Source organism: Marinifilum sp. D737 (genome assembly GCF_026672275.1).
Taxonomy (GTDB): domain Bacteria; phylum Bacteroidota; class Bacteroidia; order Bacteroidales; family Marinifilaceae; genus Marinifilum.
Genome location: NZ_JANQCD010000001.1, coordinates 412,415 through 436,456 on the forward strand (window position 1 = coordinate 412,415; position 24,042 = coordinate 436,456).

Sequence of the window (24,042 nt, forward strand, 5' to 3'; positions counted from 1 at the left end):
GTTTAACAAAAGGCTTTTTTGATATTTTTTTTAAAAATTATTTCTCAATTAAAACAGTTGCATAGGCCGATATACCTTCCTGTTTTCCAACAAAACCTAGTTTCTCTGTGGTTGTGGCTTTAATTGCCAGATCATCTAAATCAATTCCCATTACTTTAACTAGGGTTTCCTGCATTTCAGGAATTAATGGTTTGATTTTGGGTTTTTGTAATGCAATTGTAGAGTCGATATTTCCTATCGAATAACCTTTTTCAGCTATGATTTCAACAGTTTTTTTTAGTAATATTTTGCTATCAATTCCTTTAAAATCGTTCGAAGTATCTGGAAAATGATAACCAATATCTCTCATGTTAGCAGCTCCTAAAAGAGCGTCGCATATTGCATGAATCAAAACATCACCATCAGAATGAGCGACACAACCTTTGTTGTGCTCAATTTTAATTCCTCCCAACCAAAACTCTTCTCCTTCGGCCAACTGATGCACATCGTAGCCAAATCCTACTCTAATCTTCATTATTTAATAATTTTATCAAGATTAGCAGTTAAGGAAAATCTTAAAGTATTTTTAAGAGGGTTGTTTTGAGTTGTTGGAATTAGGTAAGAAAAATCAAGATCGAACATGTTTAATTTTACGCCTAAACCAGCAGTAAAATATTTGCGATTTCCTTTATCTTCATGTTCGTAGTAGTATCCACCTCTTAGTGCAAATTGTTCCTGGTACCAATATTCAAGTCCAAGTGACCATGCAATTTCCTTAAATTCTTCGCCCATTCCACCAGGTGCGTCTGAAAAAGAGCTGAAAATACCACTTACAACTGATTTGTCAGAGGTTTCGCTTCCAACAATAACACCACCATTGTCATCTTCATTTAATGATCCACTATTTGGAGTTGGGACCAAAAGTTTGTTCATGTCTGCAGCAATGGTAAGTGAATTGTATCTGTCCAATTCCATTTTTAATGCAGTACCCAACTTCAAATTAGTAGGAATAAATTCCTTTTCATCATCGTTGGTATAGCTTATTTTTGAACCAATGTTTGAAACGTTTAGCCCCCATGACCACACCATGTCTCTTCTGTTTCTTCTGAACTCATGCTGATAATAAATAGAAACATCAGCTGCAAAAGCATTACCTGCTTGAGTTTCTACGCCAGCTACATACTGTGATTGGGTTAAATCAGATCTTATGTATCTGAAAGCAATACCTCCTGAAAATTCATCGCTTAATCTTCTTGAATATGCAATATCAAAAGCCCACTCGTTTGGGTTTTGTGCAACAGGAATGTCTTCGGCTCTTTCTAAAAAAGCAATTTCACCTAAAGAGAAGTAGCGGAGCGATGCTCCAATAACTTGATTCTTATCTAATCGGTAATATCCGGTGAGGTATGATATGCTCATATCATCAACCAAATCTCTTAACCAAGGAGTATACGATGCAGAAACACCGTAATTTCCATCAATCATGGCAAATTTTGCAGGGTTCCAATGCATTGAATTCACATCAGGAGATGTTGCAACACCAGCATCACCCATTGCACCTGCTCTTGAGTTGGGGGTAATTGTTAAAAAAGAAACAGCAGTAGAAATGTAGTTTGCACCAGAGGTTGAAGTCTGGGCAGAAGTTTTGTTAATGCCTGTAAAAAGCAGTAGGCACAATAAACTTGTGATTAGAGTTAGTTTTTTAGTCATAAAAATAAATTATATAGTCTGCAAATATAAATCAATTAACTAGCTTTTTTGAGTTTTATTATTTGAGGATCACTAATTTTTGAAATTTATTCACCGTTTTTCCATTATCAGCTCGAACTTTTACGCGATAGAAGTACACTCCACGACCAATGGAATTTCCAAAATCATCTTTTCCATCCCATTGAATGGGGCCAACTCTGTTGCCAGATGAACCAATTGTAGTTTCGATGGTTTTAATTAATTTTCCTGATACTGTTAGGATTTGAATGAGAACATCCAATTCGCTCGAAGCTTGATTGTGTTCAAAATAAAAGCCTGTATTTGTAGTAAATGGGTTAGGATAGTTTAGTACATGTTTAATTACCAAATCAGCTGTTTCAGCAACAACAAAATCTAAACTCGCAACTGATGAATTATTCACATTATCCCATACTTTTAGTTGTATTTCATGTTCTCCGCTTTCCAGTTCACTCAATTGATAACTTACTTTTCCTTTTTTGTAATTGTCAAGATCTGCTTCGTAGAAATCATTTAGCTCGATAGGATTTTCAGATTTCTGATCTAATATTGCGATTAAATCATGACCAATTGAGTTGCCAACGGTGTTGATACCACTTGCATCTTGAACGATAGCCAATAAAAGAGGATTTTCGTTGGTCATCCCGCCTGGGGTAAATTGTTCATCGTTCATGTACAATTCTATTTCCGGACCAATTTTATCATCACTGGCACCAGGGTTGGTTCCCCCAACAATAATTGAATTGGTAAAACCTGCAGCATCGGTACCATTACTTGAGGCATAATAGGAGATTTTGCCTTTGCCATATTGATAGCTGATATCTTTTGGAACAAAGAATGAAAAATCGAATTTACCATTTTTGATACTTGCTTTTCCTTTGTATAAAATACTGGTTTGGTTAGTGTATTCAAATGGAATCCCATCATTTCCTTTGGTTGATTTATTGATGGCTTTGTCGTAAATGGTTGGGTAAACAATACCATTAAAATTGCTTAGGTCAGCTCCTGATTCAGAAGTAATTTTCCCTGAAATTTTAATCTCGCTAAGCGCTTTTAATGTATCTACTGGTTGTGATATTAACACATCATTAAGGTGTGTACTTATGGCATTGTGTTCCGGATAGTTTAAACGCAAAGCAGGATCACCCAAGAGAGTAAAGTTTCGCTTGTTGATTCCCGAAGAAGTGGCATTTTTGGTTAATCTCATGATATCACCTAAGCGATAAAACTTTCCATCAGAATCTCGCTCAAATGCATAATTGTAGAAATTTTGATTCAAGGTAAAATTCGGAGATGAAAAAACAAGTCGGGTAGTTGTGAATAGTCCAATTCCACCTCCGTTATCGCGAAGAAGGATGATTTCTCCTGCCGATAATTTTTTATAGTTGTCGAATCGACTAAACTCACAAGTTGCAGTCATGAAGAGTGGCAGTTTTACAGGGTTTTGCCAGGAGTAAATATCATCAGTCATAAGAATGTGCTCATGGGCAAGACCATTTTCATTACCATGGCCCGTGTAATTCATGATTAATGTTCCTTTGTTTATACTTTCGTTGATTTCTGTATTTACAGCAGGGTATCGTTGACCAGCCGAACTTGTTATTTGTTCAAAATCATCTAAAAATATTCTTTGAGCTCTGTATTGAGGATAATTGTTTTCAATTTGGACAGCCAGTCTGTTGGCATCTCGCATGTGAGTATTGTTATCTTCATCATCGCCGATAAAACAAATCATTGTTTGCCAATCTCCTTTTTCTGCAGAATTGTAATTTAGAATTTTGTTGACCACGATTTGAGCCTCTTCTGAAGTGTTAACAGGGAATCTTCCTATTCCAATATCGACTAGTCCTGTAGCTTCCCCTTCATCATTATCCAAAAGGCCAAAATAATCATCGGTTACAAAGGATTGAGTTGGACTTAAAGAGTTTTCCGATTGGTAAGTCAATATTTTATTCGTATTACTTTCTCGGTCTGACTTGTTATCGAAAGAACCATCTCCGAACAATAGCAAGTATTTGATCATGTCTGAATCGCCAGTTGAACGATCGTAGAACATTTTAACAAAATTTCGAATGGCTGAAACATCAGGTGTACCTGAAGAAAACTCGTTGAAAATTACATTTTGATCTACAACGGTAACATGTAAATTATCATTGTTTCGATGGTAGGTAGCAATTTGTTCGGCATGAGATAAAAATTGTTTTGCAGAAACAATCAGCATGTGGGTTTGTGGCAAGGCATGCAAATTTTGGTTTTGTAGCTTGCCAATCACTTTTGGCTCAGGAAAATTACCTTCAGGATTAAAAACAACAAACTCTTTTAAACTGTTGGTTGTTGTGTTAAAACTACCTGTGCTTCCATTTAAGCTAAGTGGAATTTGTTTTATCGCATTTTGATTGCTAACCTCCCAAACGCTTGTTGATGCCGAACAGTTTTGAATTTGAAAACGAGAAATGTTACCCGTTCCTACTGATTCAATATCTCTAAACGCCGTTTGCGAACCGTTTAGAGATAGATTGCAGCGAGCATTTACCCTTAAGTAATCTAACCAACCAATGGATGATGCAGAACTTTTTTCATATTCCAATTTAATATCAAGCTTACCATTTGTAGGTGTAAAATTGGTAAATGTTTTTTCTTCCAATCTGGCATAAGTAGCCGTATAACTGCCAGTATTAACTGCCGAAAAATTAATTGTTCCTATGTTGTTAGAACCAGAACTTAGTTTTAAACTGGTTTCTGAGGATGATCTTGCAGCGAAACGAGCTGTAACAATTGCGCTGGAAGTGTTTAATATGTTGGTGAAATTAAAGCTATAGTCGAATTCTGTTGTTACGTCGAATTCCTGTCCCAACCATAACCTGCCACTTTCTAATAAATTGGTTTCATCAATGTCGATTAATCGATAGTCATTAAAAGAATTAACTGTGTTTGTAAAATTTGATTCTGAGTTTTGCTGTTGTATGATTTGAGCACTTCCCTGATCTGAGCTCAAAAAGTAATATGCATTATTGGAGTACAAATGATTTTCATGAACAAATTCAGATTTATCTTCGTCGTACCTCCAATTTCTTGGGCCTTTGGCATAGAATAACAGGAAATCGCCATCATTAAAAGTTCCATCGCTGCCAGTGTTGAAATATACAGGAACTACAGGAAGATCATCTTTTACCAATTCCGAGTTCATTTTTGGAAGCATTCCTCCACCATAACCATAAATACGAACATTTACCGGATTCGAAATTCCCATATCAATCAATTGCTGATAGGTAATTTTATGAATGGCAGTTGTATCAACTGAGATTTTAACCCATTTTCCACTACTTAAAACAGAATTGCCAGCATAGTTTTTTACTGACTTTACACTTCTTTGTTGACTAATCTTTTTAAAACGAAGTTTAAAACTGACTAGTTTTTCGATTGTACCATTTGTTGGATTTTTTCTAATTGGAACGAATTGTACTTTTTGATATTGAATCTTTCTGATTGAAACAGGCTCAGTTTCAGGTATTATTTCTGAAGAAAAAGATTTATTTCGTAAAATTTGCTGTTCAATGGAACTTAACTGATCAAAATGCGTATCCACTAACTCAACAGAGAAAATATCTCCGTTTGAACCTGTTCTTTGTAAGTGATAAAATTCAGGTAACCAGTTGTTCGTCAGATCAAGTGATGCGCCATTGAAGGTTATGGTTCTAATGTTTTCTCCATCAGGAGATGAAATGTAAGTATCCGACCAATCTAGTTTGAAAGTATCGGAAGTTTGGGAAAAACTCACTTTTCCGATCAGTAAAATTAGAACAATTATGAGATAGCGCATTTTTAGGTTTTAAGTATCGTTATTGAAAACAGAATTAACGCAAAATAAATAAAACTTTACACATTGACGAGTAAACGGCTTATGATATCTGAAACTTGATATTTTTACTTGTAGCGAAAAATATTTTATTAAAAATGATTATGTCTTTGGAATGAAGAGAAAATCATGACTTAAATTTAGCTACAGAGAATCAGGTAGATGAGTACAGATTAGAATTTTTAGTAAAAAATGTTAAATATTTAATCGAAAAACTAAAATCATATACAATAAAATTATAGCACTTTTAGTTATATTTGTTGAGTTAAGTATTTTTGAAGATAAACTACATTCAATCTATTATGAAACTAAATTATAGCATAGTTATTGCTGTTTTTGCTGCTGGATTAATGATCTTCCCATCTTGTTCGAAGGTTAAGAATCTGGTAGGTAAAGGAGAGAAATCAAAAGCTACCGGATGGGCATACAATGATCCCGACAATGGGGGGTTTGAATATCATAGCGGTTATGAACAAGCAACTGGTCCAGGTCTTAAGTTTATACAAGGTGGTACTTTTACCATGGGTAGAACTCAGCAAGATGTAATGTACGATTGGAATAATGTTCCAAGAAGAGTAACGGTTCCATCATTCTATATCGATGAAACCGAGGTTAGTAATGTTATGTATCTTGAATACTTACACTGGACCAAGAGAGTTTACGTTTCTTATCCTGAAGTTTATAAGAAAGCCTTGCCTGATACTTTGGTATGGCGTGATGAGTTGGCCTACAACGAACCATACGTAAACAATTACCTGCGTCATCCCGCTTATGCTGAATATCCTGTTGTTGGTGTATCTTGGGAGCAAGCTGTTGACTACTGTGAGTGGCGTACCGATCGTGTAAACGAACAAATTCTAATTGATAAGGGGATTTTAAATCAGGATCCTGCACAGAGAGATGAAAATAACTTTAATACAGAAGCATATTTAGCAGGACAATACGAAGGTTCTGTAAACAAGAACTTACCAGATTTAGATCCGGATAACGAAGAAAGACAAGTTCGTTGGACTGATGGTATACTACTTCCTAAATACCGTTTACCATCGGAAGCGGAATGGGAATATGCTGCAACTGCATTGATTGGAAACTCGGAAGAGGAAAGAATTACAGATAAAAGAATTTTCCCATGGAATGGACACTGGGTGAGAAACGAGAACAAAAAAGTTCGTGGTCAGATGATGGCTAACTTTGCTCGTGGACGAGGTGACTATATGGGTACTGCTGGTGCTTTGAATGATGCTGGTGATATAACAGCTCCTGTAAATTCATTCTGGCCAAACGACTTTGGATTGTACTGTATGGCTGGTAATGTTAGCGAATGGGTTGCTGATGTTTACCGTCCAATGTCGCCGGAAGATATTGCAGAATTTAATCCATATCGTGGAAACGTATTTAAAACAAAAGTACGCGATGAAGAAGGAAATATTGCTGAGAAAGATAGTTTAGGACGTATTCGTTACAGATTACAAAAAGATGAGGAATTGGTAGGACGTGAAAACTATAAGACTGCCGATAACCGTAACTATCGTGATGGTGATGTATCTTCAAGTATTGTTTCTGATTACGAGTGGAACAATCCGGAACATCAAACACAAGGTTCAAACCGCATGTATGTTCAAGGTAGAGGACAAGATGGTAGCGACTTTAGCTCTATGGTAACTGATAACTCTAGAGTATATAAAGGTGGTTCTTGGAAAGACAGAGCTTTCTGGTTGGCTCCAAGTGCTCGTAGATTCTTGGATCAGAAAGAAGCAAGAGATGATATTGGTTTCCGTTGTGCGATGACTCGTGTAGGAAGACCAACTCAGAAATAGAGAAGTAGTTTTCGAAATAAAACAAAACCCCATTCTATAAAAGGATGGGGTTTTTTATTAATTTCGTCATTCAAATAATACCAGACAATTTCAATGGAAAATTCTAAACTATACAGCTTATTTAAACAGTATCCTATTGTTGTTACTGATACAAGAAAGATTGTTCCCAATTCGATATTCTTTGCATTGAAAGGGGCAAATTTTAACGGAAACAAGTTTGCCGAATCAGCAATTGAACAAGGATGTAAATATGCTGTGGTTGATGAAGAAGAATTTGCAGTGAATGACTCTTGTATTTTGGTGGATGATGTTTTATCAGCATTGCAGGATTTGGCCAGAGAGCATCGCAGGAGTTTAGGGATTCCGATTTTGGCCATTACTGGTACCAATGGAAAAACTACAACCAAGGAGTTGGTAAATGCAGTATTGAGTTTGAAATACAAAACATTTGCGACTCAAGGCAACTTTAACAATCATATCGGAGTGCCTTTAACATTGTTATCAATGACCGAAGAAACCGAATTTGGTGTGGTTGAGATGGGAGCAAATCATCCGGAGGAGATAAAGTTCTTGTGTGAGATAGCAGAACCAAATTTTGGAATCATTACCAATGTTGGGAAAGCACACCTGGAAGGTTTTGGTTCGTTCGAAGGGGTTAAAAAAACCAAGAAGGAGTTGTACGATTACTTGCAGGGAAGAGGTAAAGTGTTTGTGAATTGCGAGAACGATCATTTAATGGGAATGTTGAATGATCAGGAAATACATAGCTATGGCAATAGCGAGGAGGCCGATAGTAAAGCCAAGTTTTTGCAAGCTGCACCTTATTTGGTATTGGAATTAAGATCTCCGAAAATTGGTAAGCTGTACATCAAAACCAAATTGATTGGAGGGTACAATTTCGAGAATGCCTTGGCAGCCGTTACAGTTGGACGATATTTTGATATCAGGGAATCGGATATTAAGGTGGCTTTGGAGAATTACGAACCAAGTAATAACCGTTCGCAGTTAAAGAAGACCGAAAAGAATGTTTTGTTTTTGGATGCATACAATGCCAATCCAACCAGTATGGGAGTTGCGGTGAACAATTTTGCCGATTTGCCAATGAAAAACAAGTTGGTAATTTTGGGAGACATGTTGGAGCTGGGAGAAGATTCGGAAAAAGAACATCAGCAATTAATTGATTTGTTGCAGGAGAGAGCTTTGGAGAATGTGTACCTGGTGGGAGATATTTTCTCGAAGGTGAATAACGAAAATCAGTATAAAACTTTCCTTAAAGCGGATGAGGTAGCTTACATTTTGGAGAAAGAAGAAATTAAGAATCATTACATCCTGATAAAGGGATCGAGAGGGATTCAGTTAGAGAAGTTGGTTGAAAAATTGTAGAAATGGGAATAGCTTGGATTTATTTAATTGTTGCGGGATTATTTGAGGCCGTTTGGGCCATTGGATTAAAATATGCACAAGGATTCACGAAACTGTGGCCAAGTGTAATAACCATTGTTGCTATGGGCATTAGCCTGTACTTTTTAGCTTTGGCCATTAAAAATTTACCAGTTGGTACGGCCTATGCTGTTTGGACCGGGATAGGAGCTTTATCAACCGCAGTGCTGGGAATTGTTTTGTTTGGGGAGCCTGTTCATTTCTCTCGTATATTCTTTATGCTCCTTTTGCTGGTTGCCATTATTGGATTGAAGTTTACCGCTACTACCTAGATGTTTTCTGTGTTGATAGTTTGAAATGCATTTGATGAATTAGGAATCATTATTCAAGCAGAATTGATTATTGTTGATTGTTATGATCTTGTGGTGCTCTGCATCTTATTGATAATTACAATGCCAACCTATCTATAAATATTAAGCAGCGCTGCTGCTTATACCGATTTTTGCCTTTAATGTGTTTCTATTCTATTTCCGAAACATCGGGGGTGAATATGTATCGGCATTATAACAGTGCATATTTATATTTAAGATAGTATTAAAAGCAAAATAAAGTAAAAAACTAATATTGGATTGGTGTGGAACACCAGAATATTTATAGCTCAAGCTTCAATAGTAATGAACAGAGGTACAGCGTACCGTAATCTTTCCAATTATTTATCTCCCATACTTCGTATTTAGTGGCTTATGATCTGTGAAAAGAACAGGCATCCTATTTATTTGCATTGAAATATGAATGAAAAATAGTTACTGATTTATTTTTCATTTATTGAATACAACTTTTCCTGTTGTTCTGTTATTCAGTTATCTTATGTACCTGCCTGGTTGAGATACTTTTTCTTCTGAAAATAATTTGCTGGTAATGTGTTGCAATACATGCTTATAGAGTTGTTATTGTGACTTTGTATATTATTATACCCCATATGGAAAGCTTCAACCGGGCAGCGGAAAACCTCAACCGAGCGGCGGAATGTCTCAACCGAGTGGCGGAATGCCTTTGGCTAAGGCCGGAATGTTATTGGCTAAAGGCGGATTGTCTTTGGCTAAGCTCGGAAAGTGTTTGGCTAAGTACGGAATGCTATTGGCTTAGTTCGGAAAGTGTTTGACTATTGGCATTCATGCTTTAATCTCCTTCCTCTATTTTCCCCTTCCTAAAATAGCTTGGCACAAAAAGTCAAGAGTATTAAAAAATATCAGGAAATCATAACCAATTGCATAAACTACTATGCATTAAGTTGATTTTCAATCTCAGAATACCTTTTCTTCGATCTTAGAAAGTAATCGAAAATGATGCTATTGCGGTAAATTTCTTTGTGATGATTCTTGCTTACAAGAGGTAATAATTCTTTGCGTTTTCTACGGAACTGCCCAATCATGCCATAGAAAGACATGTGTGCTTTAAATACAGCTGCAAAGTTGGCAAACTCTCCACCAAGCAAGAATTTAAAAGCTGCAACTCCATCTAACACCATTCGGTAAAAGAATGTAGATATGAATTTATTGGATGGCAGGTTCTTGTACAACATCAACAGGTTGTTGCGGAAATTTAGGAACAACTTGCGCGAACTGTGGTTGGGAAGGGTTGCCCCGCCAACATGGTACACTGTTGACTTGGTATCGCAAATGATTCTGTGCCCCTGGTTTTTAATACGCCAGCACAAGTCGATTTCTTCCATGTGTGCAAAGAAATCTCCATCTAAACCACCTGTATTCTTGTAGATATCAGCTCTGATAAACAAGGCAGCACCACTGGCCCATAGTACATCAATGTTGTTATCGTACTGGGCGGTGTCTACTTCAATAGTATCAAGAATTCTGCCCCGGCAAAATGGGTATCCCAAATAATCGATAAAACCACCTGCAGCACCAGCATATTCAAAACCCGACTTGTTGTGGTAAGCTTTAATTTTTGGCTGAGCAGCAGCAATATCAGCATTGTTTTCGAACTGTTGGTAAATGGAATCTAACCAGTTTTTACTGACTTCCACATCCGAGTTCAGCAAAACAAAGTATTCATGATCGAGTTGAGCCAAGGCTCTGTTGTATCCTTCGGCAAAACCATAGTTTTTATCCAGTTGAATCAATCTGATATCAGGAAATTCCTGCTCAAGAAATGCAATGGAATTGTCGGTTGAGGCATTATCAGCCACGATTACTTCGGCCCATTCTCTTTTAGAGTGGCTTACAACCGAAGGAAGGAACTGTTTTAAAAGTTCTTTGCCATTCCAGTTTAGTATTACAATTCCAATTCTATTCATTTCTTCTTAAAAATATCTAAAAATCAGTAAGTCTAATGTTTTGTTGACTGATAACTATTTACAGATTATTGTATACTGATTACTGCTCACTGTTAACTGTCTTTTTGTGTTTCCATCGCTTGTGCGACCAAAGCCAATAAGCAGGATTCTTCTGAATGATTTCTTCTAAAATACGTGTGTGTTTCTCTGTAATTTCATTTTCTATAGCCTCTTTCGGATTGTCGAACAATGGGATAAAATCAACCTCGTAATATCCTCGTTTTACCTTTTGCATACTACAAAATACAACAGCCTGGTCTAATTTTTTGGCAATTCGTTCGGTTCCTTGCAAAATTGGTGTATCCTGATTTAAAAATTTGGTCCAGTAATGAATGCTATTTTTGTTTGGAGTTTGATCGCCAAGAAAAACAGTTACGGTAAATTCTTTTTCGCTTCTGTACCTTAGCATGGTTCTTAAAGTATCATCTTTAGGAAGCGTTTTGGCACCAAATCGTTCTCTTAATTGAATGTATAATTTATCGAAAACCTTATTGTGAAGAGGTTTGTAAATTGGAAGCAAATTAACATCTTTCCAGGCAGGAAAGGAAGTCATCCATTCCCAATTTCCATAGTGCCCAAGAATAGCCATTACACTTTTACCAGATTCGATGTATTGATTGAAAAAATCAGGTTGTAGGAACTTACATCTTTTTTTGATTTCCTTCTCGCTTATGGTCCATAGCTTAATGGTTTCGATAAAGCTATCGCAGAAATGAGAGAAGAATTCTCTTCCTATTTTTTTAATCTCCTTATCGGATTTATGGGGAAAAGCATTTTTTAAATTGGTATGAACAACCTGCTTGCGATATCCCACAACATGGTACACGATAAAGAAAATGATATCAGAGAAAATATAGAGTGCTCGCAATGGCAAATAACTCAATAGTTTTATAAAACCATATGCGATATAGGAAAAAAACTTAGTCATGTTTATCAAATCAATAAAAAAGAGAGTTATTTGAGCATGTACTTTTGCACCACCGATTTGAATTCTTCCTGAACCAAACCGTTTGATGCGATAATTTCTTTTCCGAAGATATAATCATTGCCTCCTTTAAAGTCGCAAACTGCTCCGCCAGCTTGCTTTACCAGGAAGGATCCAGCTGCAACATCCCAGGCCTGAAGACTATATTCGTAAAAAGCTTCGAATCTGCCGCAGGCAACATAGGCCAAATCGGTAGCCGCAGAACCCGGACGACGAACGCCATGAGAATTCAGGATGAAATACTCTAGGGTTGCCATAAAGTTCTTAAGCAAATCGTAATCGTAGTAAGGAAAACCTGTAGCAATTAAAGATGCATCAACCGTTTTTGCCTTGGAAACATGAATTGAATTGCCATTTAAGAACGCACCATCGGCACCTTTCCACGAGTAAAAGCATTCGTCAAGACTGATTTCGTAAACCACGCCCAAAACAATATCATCATTTTCCTGCAAGGCAATGCTTACAGAAAAAGGAGAGAAACCATGAATGTAGTTGGTTGTTCCGTCAAGCGGATCGATGATCCAATTGTAACGATCGGCACGATAGGTTTCCGTTCCTTCCTCGGCAATAAAACCGGCTTCAGGAAGAATCTTCTTCAATTCGGTAACAATTAACTCTTCCGATGTTTTGTCAACATAGGTAACAAAATCGTGCATGCCTTTGGTTTCAACAACATCTGCTTTAATTTTATTTTGCTGTTCTTTAATAAAAGCACCAGCTTTTTTAGCAATTTCGTTGGTTTTCAGACATAAATCTTCCAATTGGTTCATGACAAATGCGATTGGTAGTGATTTAAAATTGATAATTTACTTCAAAGCTAATATCATTTATCCAGATATTCGAATCAAGACTTAAAATCTTTGTAGTGGAACATGTGATAGTGCCTAAAATACTTAAAGTTGATATTGCCAGGTGCTTTACAATTAAAAGACGGATTATTACAACTTTAAATACTATTAACTTTAAGTACTTTCAACTTTTAATTCCTATTAAATAATCGGTCTAAAACTGAACTCTGCCTCATTTAACAATTCAGCCTCAACATGAGCTTTTTCGTTAATGTTTACAAGCTGAACTTTTGCCAACTGATTACCCAGGTTTTGATTGTAAGGAATTTCAACTTTAATGTAATTTTCGGTGAATCCGTACATTTTACCATTGTCGTTGTATCCTTCAAACAATACTTCAAGTTCCTCGTTCAGGTGTTCCTGATAAAAAGCTCTTAGTTTTTTATCCGATAAGATTTGGAACATTTTAGCACGACGCTTTCTCTCCTCAACAGGTACCGATTCTTTAATTTCAAGCGCCTTTGTACCTTGTCTTTCCGAGTAAGGGAACACATGAAGCTGACTAATTGGCAATTCGTTGATGAAATGATAGGCATCGTTGAAATCTTCTTCGCTTTCTCCACGGCTACCAGCAATCACATCAACACCAATAAAAGCATCGGGTAGCAAAGATTTGATTTTCCCGATACGTTGAGCGAACAATTCTCTGTCGTATCTTCTCTTCATCAACTTCAGAACTTTGTTCGATCCTGCTTGCAATGGAATATGGAAATGGTTTACAAATTTCTTCGAACCGGCAACGAAATCAATAATGTCATTGCTCAACAAGTTCGGCTCTATGGATGAAATTCTGAAGCGCTCAATGCCTTCCACTTTTTCCAATTCTTTAATCAGATCCAAGAATGTCTCATTGGTACTTTTACCAAAATCACCAATGTTAACCCCTGTAAGGATAATTTCTTTAGCACCTTCGGCAGCAACTTTTTCGGCTTGTTTTACCGTATCGGCAATACTGTTGTTTCTACTTCGTCCTCTTGCATAAGGAATGGTACAATAGGTACAAAAATAATTGCAACCATCCTGAATTTTAAGGAAACATCTGGTTCTGTCTCCCATCGAGTAGGATGAGTGAAAATCTTTAACCGATTCCACCTCGCAAGGCTGTAGGTCACCCGTTCCTTTTTTCTCAAGGTGGTCGATGTACTTATGGATATTGAATTTTTCGTTTGCACCTAAAACCAAATCAACACCTGGAATTTCGAGAATTTCCTTTGGTTTTAATTGAGCGTAACAACCAATAACCGCAACAAATGCATTCGGATTGGTTTTAATTACTTTCTTAATGGCTTGTCGACATTTTTTATCGGCCTGATCGGTTACCGAACAAGTATTGATTACGTAGATATCAGCTTTTTCTGTCATCTTCACCGTTTCGAAGCCCATATCCTTAAATGATCTACCTATGGTTGAAGTTTCTGAAAAATTCAATTTGCATCCTAATGTATAAAATGCAACAGTTTTACCTTGCAACATATTCTTTCCCTCTGCTGATTATTAAATTATTGCGATAAAAAAAGAACTGAATCAATTTTAAATTGAATCAGTCCTAGTTTATACAAATAAAATAGTTTGCAAATTTATAAAAAGAATCAGCTTAATACAATTCCTAACTTATTAGAAGTCTATTGGACTTATATTCTTTGTAAAGCTGATGAACAATACCATCGGAAACACCAATTTTAGGTACATGAATTGTTTCGGCTTTTGCCCATTCCATTACGCTTAAGAAAATTGTTGCAGCAGGAATAATTACATCAGCCCTGTCGGGATTCATATTGTAATTAATCATTAACTCTTCGTGCGAGTATTGTTTTAAATCGTAGAATATACTTTTCAACTCCTTATAGCTGATATGCTTCTCTTTTCTCGGCGTAGCAAGTTTTACCAAGCGGTTGATGTTACCTCCGGAACCAATAATCTCGATATTTTCGCAGTTAGGGCAAATGTCTAACAGGCATTCTTTAATTCGGATAAACTCACCTTTCGGTACGCAGTCTTTCAATATTTTAATGGTTCCAACATTAAAGGAAGCCGAGAAGGTGCAAATGCCTTTCGAGAACAAAGTGATTTCGGTACTACCACCACCAACATCAACGTACAAATAGTCTTTATCTGGCTCTAAAGTATCGGCAATTTTATTGTCGAAGATGATACTGGCTTCTTCCTTACCATCAATTATATCAATTTTAATATCTGATTCGTCTTCAATTCGTTTAATGATTTCGGGTCCGTTAGCAGCTTCACGCATGGCCGAAGTAGCACATGCACGATAGTTAACCACTTCGTGAACTTCCATTAAATGACGAAAGGCTTTCATCGATTTAATCAATTTTTCACCTTTTATGGGAGAAATAAATTTATCAATGAAAGTATCGGTTCCCAATCGAATTGGAACCCTGATTAATGATGACTTTTTAAAATGCGTATTCCCGCCTTCCTCAAACACATTCATAAACAGTAATCGGATGGCATTTGATCCGATGTCTATGGCGGCAAATTTCATTATTTTCATACGCGGTGGATTTGATTTTAATTTTGGTTACAAGCTTCAAATCATTTCATACTTTCTCTAATCAATTTAAAAGAAAATTTGCAGTAATGCAACTGGTATATTTACAGTAAGTTACTTGCTAGTTCAGCCAAGTGACTTCTTTCTCCTTTTAGTAAGTTCACATGAGCAAAAATATCCTGACCTTTCATTCTATCAGATAAGTATGCCAAGCCGTTTGATTTCTTATCCAAATAAGGTGAATCAATTTGCTCAATATCTCCCGTGAAAATCATTTTGGTTCCTTCGCCAGCCCTGGTAATTATTGTTTTTATTTCATGCGGAGTAAGGTTTTGTGCTTCGTCAACAATGAAATAAGTATTTGACAAACTTCTGCCTCGAATGTAGGCCAATGGTGTAATTTGTAACTTTTCTTCTTTTAGTAGTTCATCAATTTTAAGATATTCCTTACTGTGAAGGTTAAACTTGTGTTTGATTACATTTAAGTTGTCAAATAACGGTTGCATGTAAGGACCAATTTTTTCCTTTGCATCGCCAGGAAGATATCCTAGATCTTTATTTGCCAGAGCAACAATTGGTCTTGCCAAAAATACCTGATCGTACATATCGTATTGGGCAAGAGCAGAGGCTAAGGCCAAAAGAGTTTTACCGGTACCTGCTTTACCAGTTAAGGCCACCAAGGAAATTTTAGGATCTAATAGCGCATGCATTGAAAAGGTTTGTTCTGCGTTTCTCGGATAAATACCATAAGCATTAGGCTTTTCAACACGAGTTACTAATCTTTCTACAGGATCATAATGTGCCAATACACTTGAAGAATTTCCTTTCAAAATAAAGTACTCATGACCTGATTTAAGCAAATCAATTCCAAATTCTTCTTCAGGAATACCTTCATGACTTTTGTATAGAGATGAAATTTTCTCATCATCAAAATTATCAAGAGTCGTGATACCAAGACTGATTACATCATCTAAATCCTGAACCTGGTCGTTTTTGTAATCTTCAGCAAGAACTCCCAACGATTTGGCTTTCATTCTAAGGTTAATGTCCTTGGTAACCAGAATTACTTTTTTGCGCTTGTACTGTTTAAAAATGTGTTCAGCTATTGCAAGGATTCTGTGATCTGGAATATTTTCATGAAAGGAGGCTTTCATTGTAGGAGAGAATTCCTTACCTGTTTCAATATAAAGAGTTCCTAGGCCTTTGCCAAGCTTAGCTCCATCTTTAAAAAGGTTATCGCCCGAAATTCTGTCAAGTTCTCGTGTGAATTCTCTGGCATGAAAATTTATCTGATCATTCCCTTTTTTAAATTTATCCAACTCTTCGAGAACAGTAATTGGAATAACAACATCGTTCTCTTCAAAATTATAAATTGAATTAAAGTCGTGTAGGATTACGTTTGTATCCAAAACGAAAATTTTTTTGAGTTTTGCCATATTGGGTGTTGTTAGAGGTTAATATCGACCATTAGATGTAGTCGATTTACAATTGCGATTTAAAAACTGTGTCAACTTAAATTGGTTAGACTTCGGTTTCTGATTATAAATCAGTGTGTAAGGTTTTTCTCTTTTGAATTATTCAAATATTACAGTCTTTAATACTTTTAATTTAGCAAAAAATATAGGAAAATCACGCTATGAAATATTTTTTTAAGAATTTTTACTCTTCTTTGCAAAGGATTTAAAATCAGTAAAGATTTTTAAAATGACTTATCAGGAAACACTAGACTATATGTTTACTCAGCTGCCTATGTACCAACGTACAGGGAAAGCTGCTTACAAAGCCAATCTCGATAATACATTGGCTTTGGATGCCTACTTTAATCATCCACATAAAAAATTTAAGACTGTTCATGTTGCAGGAACAAATGGAAAAGGATCAGTATCTCATTCTATTGCATCGGTATTGCAAAAGTCAGGTTTAAAGGTTGGTTTGTATACATCACCACACTTGCGTGATTTTAGAGAGAGAATCAAGATTAATGGACAGATGATTTCTGAATCGGCAGTAGTTGATTTTATTGCAAGTCACAAGGCTAAATTCGAGGAGATAAAACCATCATTTTTTGAAATGACGGTTGCCTTGGCCTTTGAATATTTTGCGATAGAGAAGGTTGATATTGCTGTAATTGAAGTTGGGTTAGGAGGAAGGTTGGACTCGACCAATATTATTTCTCCTTTGGTTTCGGTAATTACCAATATTAGTAAGGATCATACCAACCTTTTAGGAAATGATATTTGTGATATTGCAAAAGAAAAGGCTGGTATTATTAAAGCTGGTGTTCCTGTAGTAATAGGAGAAAGGCAAGAATTTATTGAAGATGTTTTTAAAGGTATTGCACATGAAAGAGAATCGAATATTCTTTTTGCTGAGGATATTTATGAGTTTAGAGACTCTAAAATTACAGCCGGTAAACAAGAGTTAAGTTTCTTTTCGGTGAATCAGGAAGAAGAGGTTCTGATTGAATGTGATTTGTTGGGAAAGTACCAGCAGAAAAATATCAGAACTGCCATTTGTGCATTGGAGCAACTAAAAAGTAAAGGTCTTTGTATATCAGAAGAGAACATCCATTCCGGGCTTTCCCAAATAGTTAAGGAAACGGGATTATTGGGACGTTGGCAAATTTTGCAGGAAAATCCAAAGGTAATTTGTGATACAGGTCATAATGTAGCAGGAATTAAAGAAATAATTGAGCAAATTGGCATGATTGATTACAGAAAACTGAATGTTGTTTTTGGTATGGTTGATGATAAAAATACCGATGAAGTATTAAGCTTAATGCCTAAAGAAGCCCATTATTATTTTACTCGAGCCAGTATTCCAAGAGCATTAAATGAGATGAAACTTCAGGAACTTGCAAATGCTTATGATTTAAGGGGAGAAACCTACTCAACTGTAGCTGAGGCATTGAATGCTGCGAAATCAGATTCAGAAAAAGAAGACTTGATTTTTGTTGGAGGTAGCACATTTGTTGTAGCTGAGGTGGTGTAAACAAAAACAAAAAAAATATTGCATCGTAAAAATTTCTGTTTATATTTGCATCCGCAGAGGGCGATTAGCTCAGTTGGTTCAGAGCACTTGGTTTACACCCAAGGGGTCATAAGTTCGAATCTTATATCGCCCACTTTTTATTTGTTTAGTTGTAATAACTAACAACTTATCCCCAGCGCCAAAAAAACATTTTTTTAGTAATACGTAAAAAAATCAATAAAGAAATTTTTCTTTAATAAAAACTTCTTTATTTTTGTCTTGATTTTGGTATAAGAAATTTTCTATGGTTCAATATTCTAAAAAAATTCAGGCGGTTCCAGAGCCAACTATTAGACGTATGCCTTCATATTTAGCATTTGCTGAAGGTTTGTTGCGTAAAGGTCAGCAGTTTGTGTCATCAACTCAAATTGCAAATTACATGAATATAGACCCTACGCAGGTCACAAAAGATTTATCGTACACTACAATAGTCGGCAAAACCAGGGTTGGATACGAGGTAAAAGCCATTGTAGATGTTTTATCGGAATTTCTTGGTTTTTCGGTGATGGATAATGCATTCCTTGTTGGTGCAGGTTCGTTGGGATCAGCTTTGCTACACGATAGTGGATTAAATCATTTTGGATTAAAGATAGAAGCTGCTTTTGATATAAACCCATCTACAATAGGTCGAAAGATTAATGATGTTGAGGTTTTTCATATCGATCAATTTAGAGATTTAGCACAGGAATTGAATGTGATTATGGGGATTATAACCGTTCCTGCTGAAAATGCTCAAACTGTAGCCGATTTGATGGTAGCGTGGGGAATTAAGGCAATTTGGAACTTTACTCCTGCAAGAATTAAGGTGCCTGAAGATATCATTGTTCAGAATACAACTCTGTATTCGAACCTGGCAATTATTTTTAACAAACTGCACCAGGAAAGAAGAGAAGAATAAGTATTTGCGATATACTAAAAAAGGGTTTTGATGATATTCAAAACCCTTTTTTATTTATTTGATGTCAAATTCCCTTTTTAGGCATTCTCCAAAATACGGAAAGCGTGATCTAAAATTGTAGTATCATCGAGTTCAACAATTCCTCCATCAGGGCCTTGTTCAACATGGATTCCAGTACTTTTACCTTCATCAAAATTTGTTCCACCAAAATAATTTCTAACTGTTTCTACGTTTAATTGTAAATCTTCCGCAATCCTTTGCATGCTACCATCTGGCAAACGATCCTTAATTTGTCTTAGCTCATTAAATGTGATTGTCTTAGTCATATGCTGTATATTTTATTAAGGGTTAGAAATATATTTGCCCTTTAAATTTAATGAAAGAATTTCTTAAATTAAAATTATTAGAATGTTAATTCTTACAGCATTAATTAAAAAGTTAAGGTAAAACTGGTTCGTTCATCAGGTACAGAATGGGCTGTAATGGTTCCTCCATGGAGGCGTAAGATTTGTTTTGAAAGACTCAATCCAATTCCTGATCCTTTAGGTTTTGTTGTAAAGAATGGAATAAATACTTTGTCCAAAACTTCTTTAATAATTCCTTGTCCATTGTCATTAACCTGAATTGAGATTCTGCCTCGCGTATTCATATAGGCCTTTAATTCAATTTTAGGATTCTTGGTATGTTCTACTGCATGAATCGAGTTTTTAATCAAGTTGATCAATACTTGTTCAATTAATTGCTCATCGGCCGAAAGTTCTATTGATTCGGGGTTAATACTAATTTCACATTCAATTCCATTTCGCTTGATTTCTTCCTCCATTAATCGATGAATGTTATCGAATAACTTTTGAACCTGGAAAATGCTAAAGTTAGGCTTAGGAATTTTTGTAAGATTACGATAGGTATCTACAAAGTGAAGAAGTCCTGAACTTCTCTTGTGAATGGTCTCTAAGGCCATTTTTACTTCGTTCAGTGTTTCCAAATCCTGCTCTTCGAAACGATTGGTATTGTTTTCACCAAAATCATCAAGAATGGTGGTTAGCGTTGTAGATAAAGATGAAATCGGAGTAATGGAATTCATGATCTCATGTGTCAGTACACGAATTAGTTTTTGCCAGGATTCTATCTCTTGTTCTTCCAATTCGTACTGAATATTCTTTATAGAAACCAATATCACCTGACGATTGTTGATTTTAAACTCGGTGGCATAAACCGCCAACTGTAAAATATCATCGTTATCATTCACCTTTATTAAGGTGTTCTCGCCATGTTTTAAGCTTAGTAAGGAATCAACCAAATCGGGGCTAAATGATTTTAAATCCTGAATCATTTTAAGATTACTAATTTGGAACAGTTTTTTAGATGCATTGTTAATCATCTCGACTTTTCCATCGCGATGAAAAGCGATTAAACTGATACCAATGTGCTGAATAACGGTTTGCAAGTAAAAGTAGTGTTCCTCTTTTTCAGCCCTGATTTTTTGAAAATCAGTTATTACTGCGTTAAATGATTCTTGTAATTTATCAAATGAACTGCCCAATCCTTGAACTTGAAAATTTCTGGTAAAATCCGAATATCGAATAGATTCCAGGAAATTTTTAAGCAAACGATTTGTTTTCTCAACATACCTAATTATCTCGTAAACCTGATAAATTATGGCAATAAAAGTCAGGCTCGCTGTAAAGTATAAACTTTTTTGGGCGACTAGATAAAATAACAGGAATATCGTTGCTGATAGAACGATAATTCTGATAATAAAGTTAATTCGAAAGCTTTTATAAACCATATTTTTCTAATCTTCGGTATAGAGAGGTTCTTGTTAATCCAAGTTCGCCTGCTGCTTTAGATATGTTTCCTTTATTTGTTTTTAAAACCTTTTGGATGATATTTTTTTCTACCTCTTCGAGATTGTAGGAATCAAATTCAACATCATCTTGCAAGCTTCTGTCCATACTGATTTGAAAATCTGATGGTTCAAGGTTTTTATCGTCAGCCATAATAACCGCTCTTTCCATTTGGTGTTGCAGCTCACGAACATTACCTGGCCAGCCATAATCATATAGTTTATTGATACAAGCTTTAGATAAAGGACTTATTCTCTTCTTGTACTTCTTCGAATAAATTTCAAGGAAATGATTTGCCAACAAAGGAATATCCTCATATCGCTCACGTAGTGGAGGAAGATCAATTTCTACAGTATTTATTCTATATAGTAAATCTTGACGATACTTCTCTTCAGATGCCATTTGTTTTAAAGGCATGTTGGTAGCACAAATTAAACGAATATCAATTGGAATTGGTTTGTTCGATCCAACTCTAATTACCTCTCTTCTTTCTAAAACCGTAAGAAGTTTAGCTTGCATAGGCAAACTTAAGTTGCCAATCTCATCAAGGAAGAGTGTACCTCCCGAAGCAATTTCAAATCTTCCAGGTCTATCAGCTCTGGCATCAGTAAAAGCACCTTTAACATGACCGAAAAGTTCGCTTTCAAACAAGTTTTCATTAATTGATCCTAGATCCACACTAACGAATACTTCATCTTTTCGACTCGAGTTTCTGTGAAGAGCTCTTGCAACCAATTCTTTTCCAGTTCCATTTTCACCCAAAATCAATACATTGGCATCGGTTTTTGAAACTTTAGTAATGGTTTGGAATACCTGTTGCATTTCAGGAGATGTACCAATGAAATCGTTAAATGGCTGATCGAGAACAGCATTTAATTCTTTTTGTTTGGTTTTTAGTTCGCTTACCTCCTCTTTTGATTTGCGCAATTTAATGGCTGAAGATATAGTAGCTAGTAATTTTTCATTTTGCCAAGGTTTAAGAATAAAATCAGTAGCACCGGCTTTTATTGCTTTTACTGATTTTTCAATATCTCCGTATGCAGTAATGAATAAGACTACTGCTCTTGGGTCGATTTCAAGTATTTTGTTTAGCCAATGATAACCTTCCTGACCACTAATTGCATCTTTTGTGAAGTTCATGTCTAAAAGAATAACATCGTATTCTTCTTGCTTCATAAGTTTAGGGATCATTTCAGGATCGGATTCAGTATGTATGAGTTCTACATGCTGCTTTAAAAGTAGTTTAAGTGAAAACAATATATCCTCATTGTCGTCAATGGCCAATATTTTTCCGCTTTTTTGCACTGTCATAATATCTATTAATTTGTGGGTTCAATTTATTTTGTTTAAATCTGGACTCAAGTTATTACTAAAATTTCAGAAATAAAAAAATGATGTACGTAATCGAACAGTTTGTGTATTAATTTCGTTCAAACTTTGGACATGATTTGGGTGGTAATTTAGTTTAAGTTATTGTGATTCAATATTAAGTTGTGTTTGGCATGAAAGTGGTTATTATTAGGGCGTGTTTGAAAAAGGTATATAACAAGTCAAAAAAATATGGATAGAATTATTGAGAAGAAGCCATGGTATCTTCGTAAGAAAAATTGGTACTTGGCTGTCGGCGTAATTGCCATAGTTATTCTCTACTCAGCGTTTCTAGGAACATCAGGATTAAGTTATAGAGTAGATGAAGAAACACTTTCGATTGCGGATGTAAAAAATGATTATTTTCAGGAGTACATTTCTAGAACCGGAACGGTTAATCCGATAACGACGGTTTACCTGGATGCTATTGAAGGTGGTCGGGTAGAAGAGATTTTACTGGAAGAAGGAAGTATGGTGCAAAAAGGTGATATTATTCTTCGTTTGAGTAATTCGGAATTAAATTTACAAATTCTGAATTCGGAAGCAGCTTTTACTGAGCAGGTAAATAGGTTAAGAGATACTCGCCTGAGTATGGAGCAAGACCGACTAAATATTAAGCGCAATTTGTTAGATATTGATTTGAATTTAGCAAAGAGCAAACGGCAATATACTCGTAACAAAACATTTTTCGAGAAAGATTTAATTGCACAAGAAGAGTTTGAGTCATCACGAGATGATTATTTTTATCACAAAAAGGTAAGAGATTTACTATTGGAGCGTCAAAAAACTGATTCACTTTCCAGGACAATTCAAATTGAAAGGTTGGAAGCGAACCTTCAAAAGATGGAAGATAATTTGGATTTGGTTCGAGAAAAGTTACAAAATTTGAATGTGAAAGCACCTGTTAGTGGTCAGTTGGGAGCATTAAATGCAGAGCTTGGAGAGTCAAAATCAAAAGGGCAGAGGCTTGGTCAGGTAAATGTGCTTGATAATTACAAGATCAACGCTATGGTGGATGAACTTTATATTGCCAGATTAAATAAAGGATTAAATGCTAGTTTTAAATTTAATGGACAAGAATATCAATTGATCGTATCGAAAGTATATCCTGAGGTTAGAAATGGACAATTTGAAATTGATTTAAAATTTGCTAGCGAATTGCCTGGTGGAATTAGAACTGGTCAAACTTTCAGAACGAAAATAGAGTTGGGAGAACCAAGAGAGGCGCTTTTGATTCCAAGAGGAGGATTTTTCCAAAGTACTGGTGGGCAATGGATATTTGTTGTAGATCCATCGGGTGAATATGCAGTGAGAAGAGAGATTAAGTTAGGAAATCAGAATCCAAAATATTATGAAGTTTTAGTAGGATTGAAACCAGGAGAAAAAGTAATAACAAATAGTTATGAGCTTTACGGTGAATCTGAGAAATTACTTTTAAAGTAAG

At 35.7% G+C, this 24,042-nt stretch carries 18 protein-coding genes and 1 tRNA gene; 7 read left to right on the forward strand and 12 right to left on the reverse strand.

Going from position 1 to position 24,042, the window contains the following annotated elements; translation table 11 throughout:
• Positions 1-37 precede the first annotated feature (37 nt).
• Genes ispF through porU form a run of 3 tightly spaced genes read right to left on the reverse strand, consistent with a single transcriptional unit; the run spans position 38 to position 5,527 of the window.
• Positions 38-514 carry a 2-C-methyl-D-erythritol 2,4-cyclodiphosphate synthase gene (ispF, locus tag NQ163_RS01895; protein ID WP_268188619.1) on the reverse strand — a complete coding sequence of 159 codons (477 nt, stop codon included), beginning with the start codon at positions 512-514 and terminating at the stop codon, positions 38-40.
• Positions 514-1,689 carry a type IX secretion system outer membrane channel protein PorV gene (porV, locus tag NQ163_RS01900; RefSeq protein WP_268188620.1) on the reverse strand — a complete coding sequence of 392 codons (1,176 nt, stop codon included), beginning with the start codon at positions 1,687-1,689 and terminating at the stop codon, positions 514-516. The genes ispF and porV overlap by 1 nt, the downstream gene beginning before the upstream one ends.
• Before the next feature lie 58 nt (positions 1,690-1,747).
• Positions 1,748-5,527: a type IX secretion system sortase PorU gene (gene porU, locus NQ163_RS01905; protein WP_268188621.1), complete on the reverse strand. Its 3,780-nt coding sequence runs from the start codon at positions 5,525-5,527 to the stop codon at positions 1,748-1,750.
• A 338-nt stretch (positions 5,528-5,865) separates the two neighbouring features.
• Here porU and gldJ point away from each other — a divergent pair, with 338 nt between their 5' ends.
• The 3 genes from gldJ to sugE all read left to right on the forward strand — a co-directional run bounded on the left by gldJ (position 5,866) and on the right by sugE (position 9,092).
• Positions 5,866-7,380, forward strand: coding sequence for a gliding motility lipoprotein GldJ (gene gldJ / locus NQ163_RS01910; protein WP_110361439.1), 1,515 nt, complete (start codon positions 5,866-5,868; stop codon positions 7,378-7,380).
• A gap of 93 nt (positions 7,381-7,473) precedes the next feature.
• Positions 7,474-8,763, forward strand: a complete 1,290-nt coding sequence (locus NQ163_RS01915) for a UDP-N-acetylmuramoyl-tripeptide--D-alanyl-D-alanine ligase (RefSeq protein WP_268188622.1) — start codon at positions 7,474-7,476, stop codon at positions 8,761-8,763.
• 2 nt (positions 8,764-8,765) lie between these two features.
• Positions 8,766-9,092 (forward strand): quaternary ammonium compound efflux SMR transporter SugE, encoded by a 327-nt coding sequence (sugE, locus tag NQ163_RS01920; protein WP_282014384.1) that lies wholly within the window; start codon positions 8,766-8,768, stop codon positions 9,090-9,092.
• Positions 9,093-10,039: 947 nt separating this feature from the next.
• Here sugE and NQ163_RS01925 read toward each other — a convergent pair.
• The 6 genes from NQ163_RS01925 to NQ163_RS01950 form a co-directional block, all read right to left on the reverse strand.
• Positions 10,040-11,074, reverse strand: a complete 1,035-nt coding sequence (locus NQ163_RS01925; RefSeq protein ID WP_268188623.1) for a glycosyltransferase family 2 protein — start codon at positions 11,072-11,074, stop codon at positions 10,040-10,042.
• Between the two features lie 79 nt (positions 11,075-11,153).
• Positions 11,154-12,041, reverse strand: coding sequence for a lysophospholipid acyltransferase family protein (locus NQ163_RS01930; RefSeq protein WP_268188624.1), 888 nt, complete (start codon positions 12,039-12,041; stop codon positions 11,154-11,156).
• Between the two features lie 26 nt (positions 12,042-12,067).
• Entirely contained in the window at positions 12,068-12,868 is an 801-nt protein-coding gene (locus tag NQ163_RS01935) for an inositol monophosphatase family protein (RefSeq protein WP_268188625.1), read from the reverse strand.
• A gap of 219 nt (positions 12,869-13,087) precedes the next feature.
• Positions 13,088-14,419 (reverse strand): tRNA (N(6)-L-threonylcarbamoyladenosine(37)-C(2))-methylthiotransferase MtaB, encoded by a 1,332-nt coding sequence (gene mtaB, locus NQ163_RS01940; RefSeq protein ID WP_268188626.1) that lies wholly within the window; start codon positions 14,417-14,419, stop codon positions 13,088-13,090.
• Between the two features lie 133 nt (positions 14,420-14,552).
• Positions 14,553-15,458, reverse strand: a complete 906-nt coding sequence (locus tag NQ163_RS01945; protein WP_268188627.1) for a Ppx/GppA phosphatase family protein — start codon at positions 15,456-15,458, stop codon at positions 14,553-14,555.
• Between the two features lie 101 nt (positions 15,459-15,559).
• Positions 15,560-16,891 carry a PhoH family protein gene (locus NQ163_RS01950; RefSeq protein ID WP_268188628.1) on the reverse strand — a complete coding sequence of 444 codons (1,332 nt, stop codon included), beginning with the start codon at positions 16,889-16,891 and terminating at the stop codon, positions 15,560-15,562.
• A gap of 268 nt (positions 16,892-17,159) precedes the next feature.
• On the opposite strand from NQ163_RS01950, the gene NQ163_RS01955 reads away from it, so the two are divergent.
• The 3 genes from NQ163_RS01955 (at position 17,160) to NQ163_RS01965 (ending at position 19,383) form a co-directional block, all read left to right on the forward strand.
• Positions 17,160-18,446: a bifunctional folylpolyglutamate synthase/dihydrofolate synthase gene (locus NQ163_RS01955; protein ID WP_268188629.1), complete on the forward strand. Its 1,287-nt coding sequence runs from the start codon at positions 17,160-17,162 to the stop codon at positions 18,444-18,446.
• 58 nt (positions 18,447-18,504) lie between these two features.
• A tRNA-Val gene (locus tag NQ163_RS01960) sits at positions 18,505-18,579 on the forward strand.
• Positions 18,580-18,729: 150 nt separating this feature from the next.
• A complete protein-coding gene (locus tag NQ163_RS01965) occupies positions 18,730-19,383 on the forward strand; it encodes a redox-sensing transcriptional repressor Rex (protein ID WP_268188630.1) in 654 nt (217 codons plus the stop codon).
• Between the two features lie 77 nt (positions 19,384-19,460).
• Here NQ163_RS01965 and NQ163_RS01970 read toward each other — a convergent pair whose 3' ends face one another.
• From NQ163_RS01970 to NQ163_RS01980, 3 genes are all read right to left on the reverse strand, one after another.
• On the reverse strand, positions 19,461-19,709 hold the full coding sequence (locus tag NQ163_RS01970) for a DNA-binding protein (RefSeq protein ID WP_120238714.1): 249 nt from the start codon (positions 19,707-19,709) through the stop codon (positions 19,461-19,463).
• A 104-nt stretch (positions 19,710-19,813) separates the two neighbouring features.
• Positions 19,814-20,992, reverse strand: a complete 1,179-nt coding sequence (locus NQ163_RS01975) for a sensor histidine kinase (RefSeq protein WP_268188631.1) — start codon at positions 20,990-20,992, stop codon at positions 19,814-19,816.
• A 169-nt stretch (positions 20,993-21,161) separates the two neighbouring features.
• Entirely contained in the window at positions 21,162-22,541 is a 1,380-nt protein-coding gene (locus tag NQ163_RS01980) for a sigma-54-dependent transcriptional regulator (RefSeq protein ID WP_268188632.1), read from the reverse strand.
• Between the two features lie 249 nt (positions 22,542-22,790).
• Between NQ163_RS01980 and NQ163_RS01985 the strand changes: the two genes are divergently transcribed.
• A complete protein-coding gene (locus NQ163_RS01985) occupies positions 22,791-24,041 on the forward strand; it encodes an efflux RND transporter periplasmic adaptor subunit (protein ID WP_268188633.1) in 1,251 nt (416 codons plus the stop codon).
• Position 24,042 lies beyond the last annotated feature (1 nt).

Bases quoted from the DNA above. Each gene is read 5' to 3' on its own strand.
- porU (WP_268188621.1), bottom strand. From the start codon at position 5,527: ATGCGCTATCTCATAATTGTTCTAATTTTACTGATCGGAAAAGTGAGT.
- NQ163_RS01945 (WP_268188627.1), bottom strand. From the start codon at position 15,458: ATGAAAATAATGAAATTTGCCGCCATAGACATCGGATCAAATGCCATC.
- sugE (WP_282014384.1), top strand. From the start codon at position 8,766: ATGGGAATAGCTTGGATTTATTTAATTGTTGCGGGATTATTTGAGGCC.
- porV (WP_268188620.1), bottom strand. From the start codon at position 1,689: ATGACTAAAAAACTAACTCTAATCACAAGTTTATTGTGCCTACTGCTT.
- mtaB (WP_268188626.1), bottom strand. From the start codon at position 14,419: ATGTTGCAAGGTAAAACTGTTGCATTTTATACATTAGGATGCAAATTG.
- NQ163_RS01980 (WP_268188632.1), bottom strand. From the start codon at position 22,541: ATGACAGTGCAAAAAAGCGGAAAAATATTGGCCATTGACGACAATGAG.
- NQ163_RS01935 (WP_268188625.1), bottom strand. From the start codon at position 12,868: ATGAACCAATTGGAAGATTTATGTCTGAAAACCAACGAAATTGCTAAA.
- ispF (WP_268188619.1), bottom strand. From the start codon at position 514: ATGAAGATTAGAGTAGGATTTGGCTACGATGTGCATCAGTTGGCCGAA.
- NQ163_RS01970 (WP_120238714.1), bottom strand. From the start codon at position 19,709: ATGACTAAGACAATCACATTTAATGAGCTAAGACAAATTAAGGATCGT.
- NQ163_RS01985 (WP_268188633.1), top strand. From the start codon at position 22,791: ATGGATAGAATTATTGAGAAGAAGCCATGGTATCTTCGTAAGAAAAAT.
- NQ163_RS01950 (WP_268188628.1), bottom strand. From the start codon at position 16,891: ATGGCAAAACTCAAAAAAATTTTCGTTTTGGATACAAACGTAATCCTA.
- NQ163_RS01915 (WP_268188622.1), top strand. From the start codon at position 7,474: ATGGAAAATTCTAAACTATACAGCTTATTTAAACAGTATCCTATTGTT.
- NQ163_RS01965 (WP_268188630.1), top strand. From the start codon at position 18,730: ATGGTTCAATATTCTAAAAAAATTCAGGCGGTTCCAGAGCCAACTATT.
- NQ163_RS01925 (WP_268188623.1), bottom strand. From the start codon at position 11,074: ATGAATAGAATTGGAATTGTAATACTAAACTGGAATGGCAAAGAACTT.
- NQ163_RS01955 (WP_268188629.1), top strand. From the start codon at position 17,160: ATGACTTATCAGGAAACACTAGACTATATGTTTACTCAGCTGCCTATG.
- gldJ (WP_110361439.1), top strand. From the start codon at position 5,866: ATGAAACTAAATTATAGCATAGTTATTGCTGTTTTTGCTGCTGGATTA.
- NQ163_RS01930 (WP_268188624.1), bottom strand. From the start codon at position 12,041: ATGACTAAGTTTTTTTCCTATATCGCATATGGTTTTATAAAACTATTG.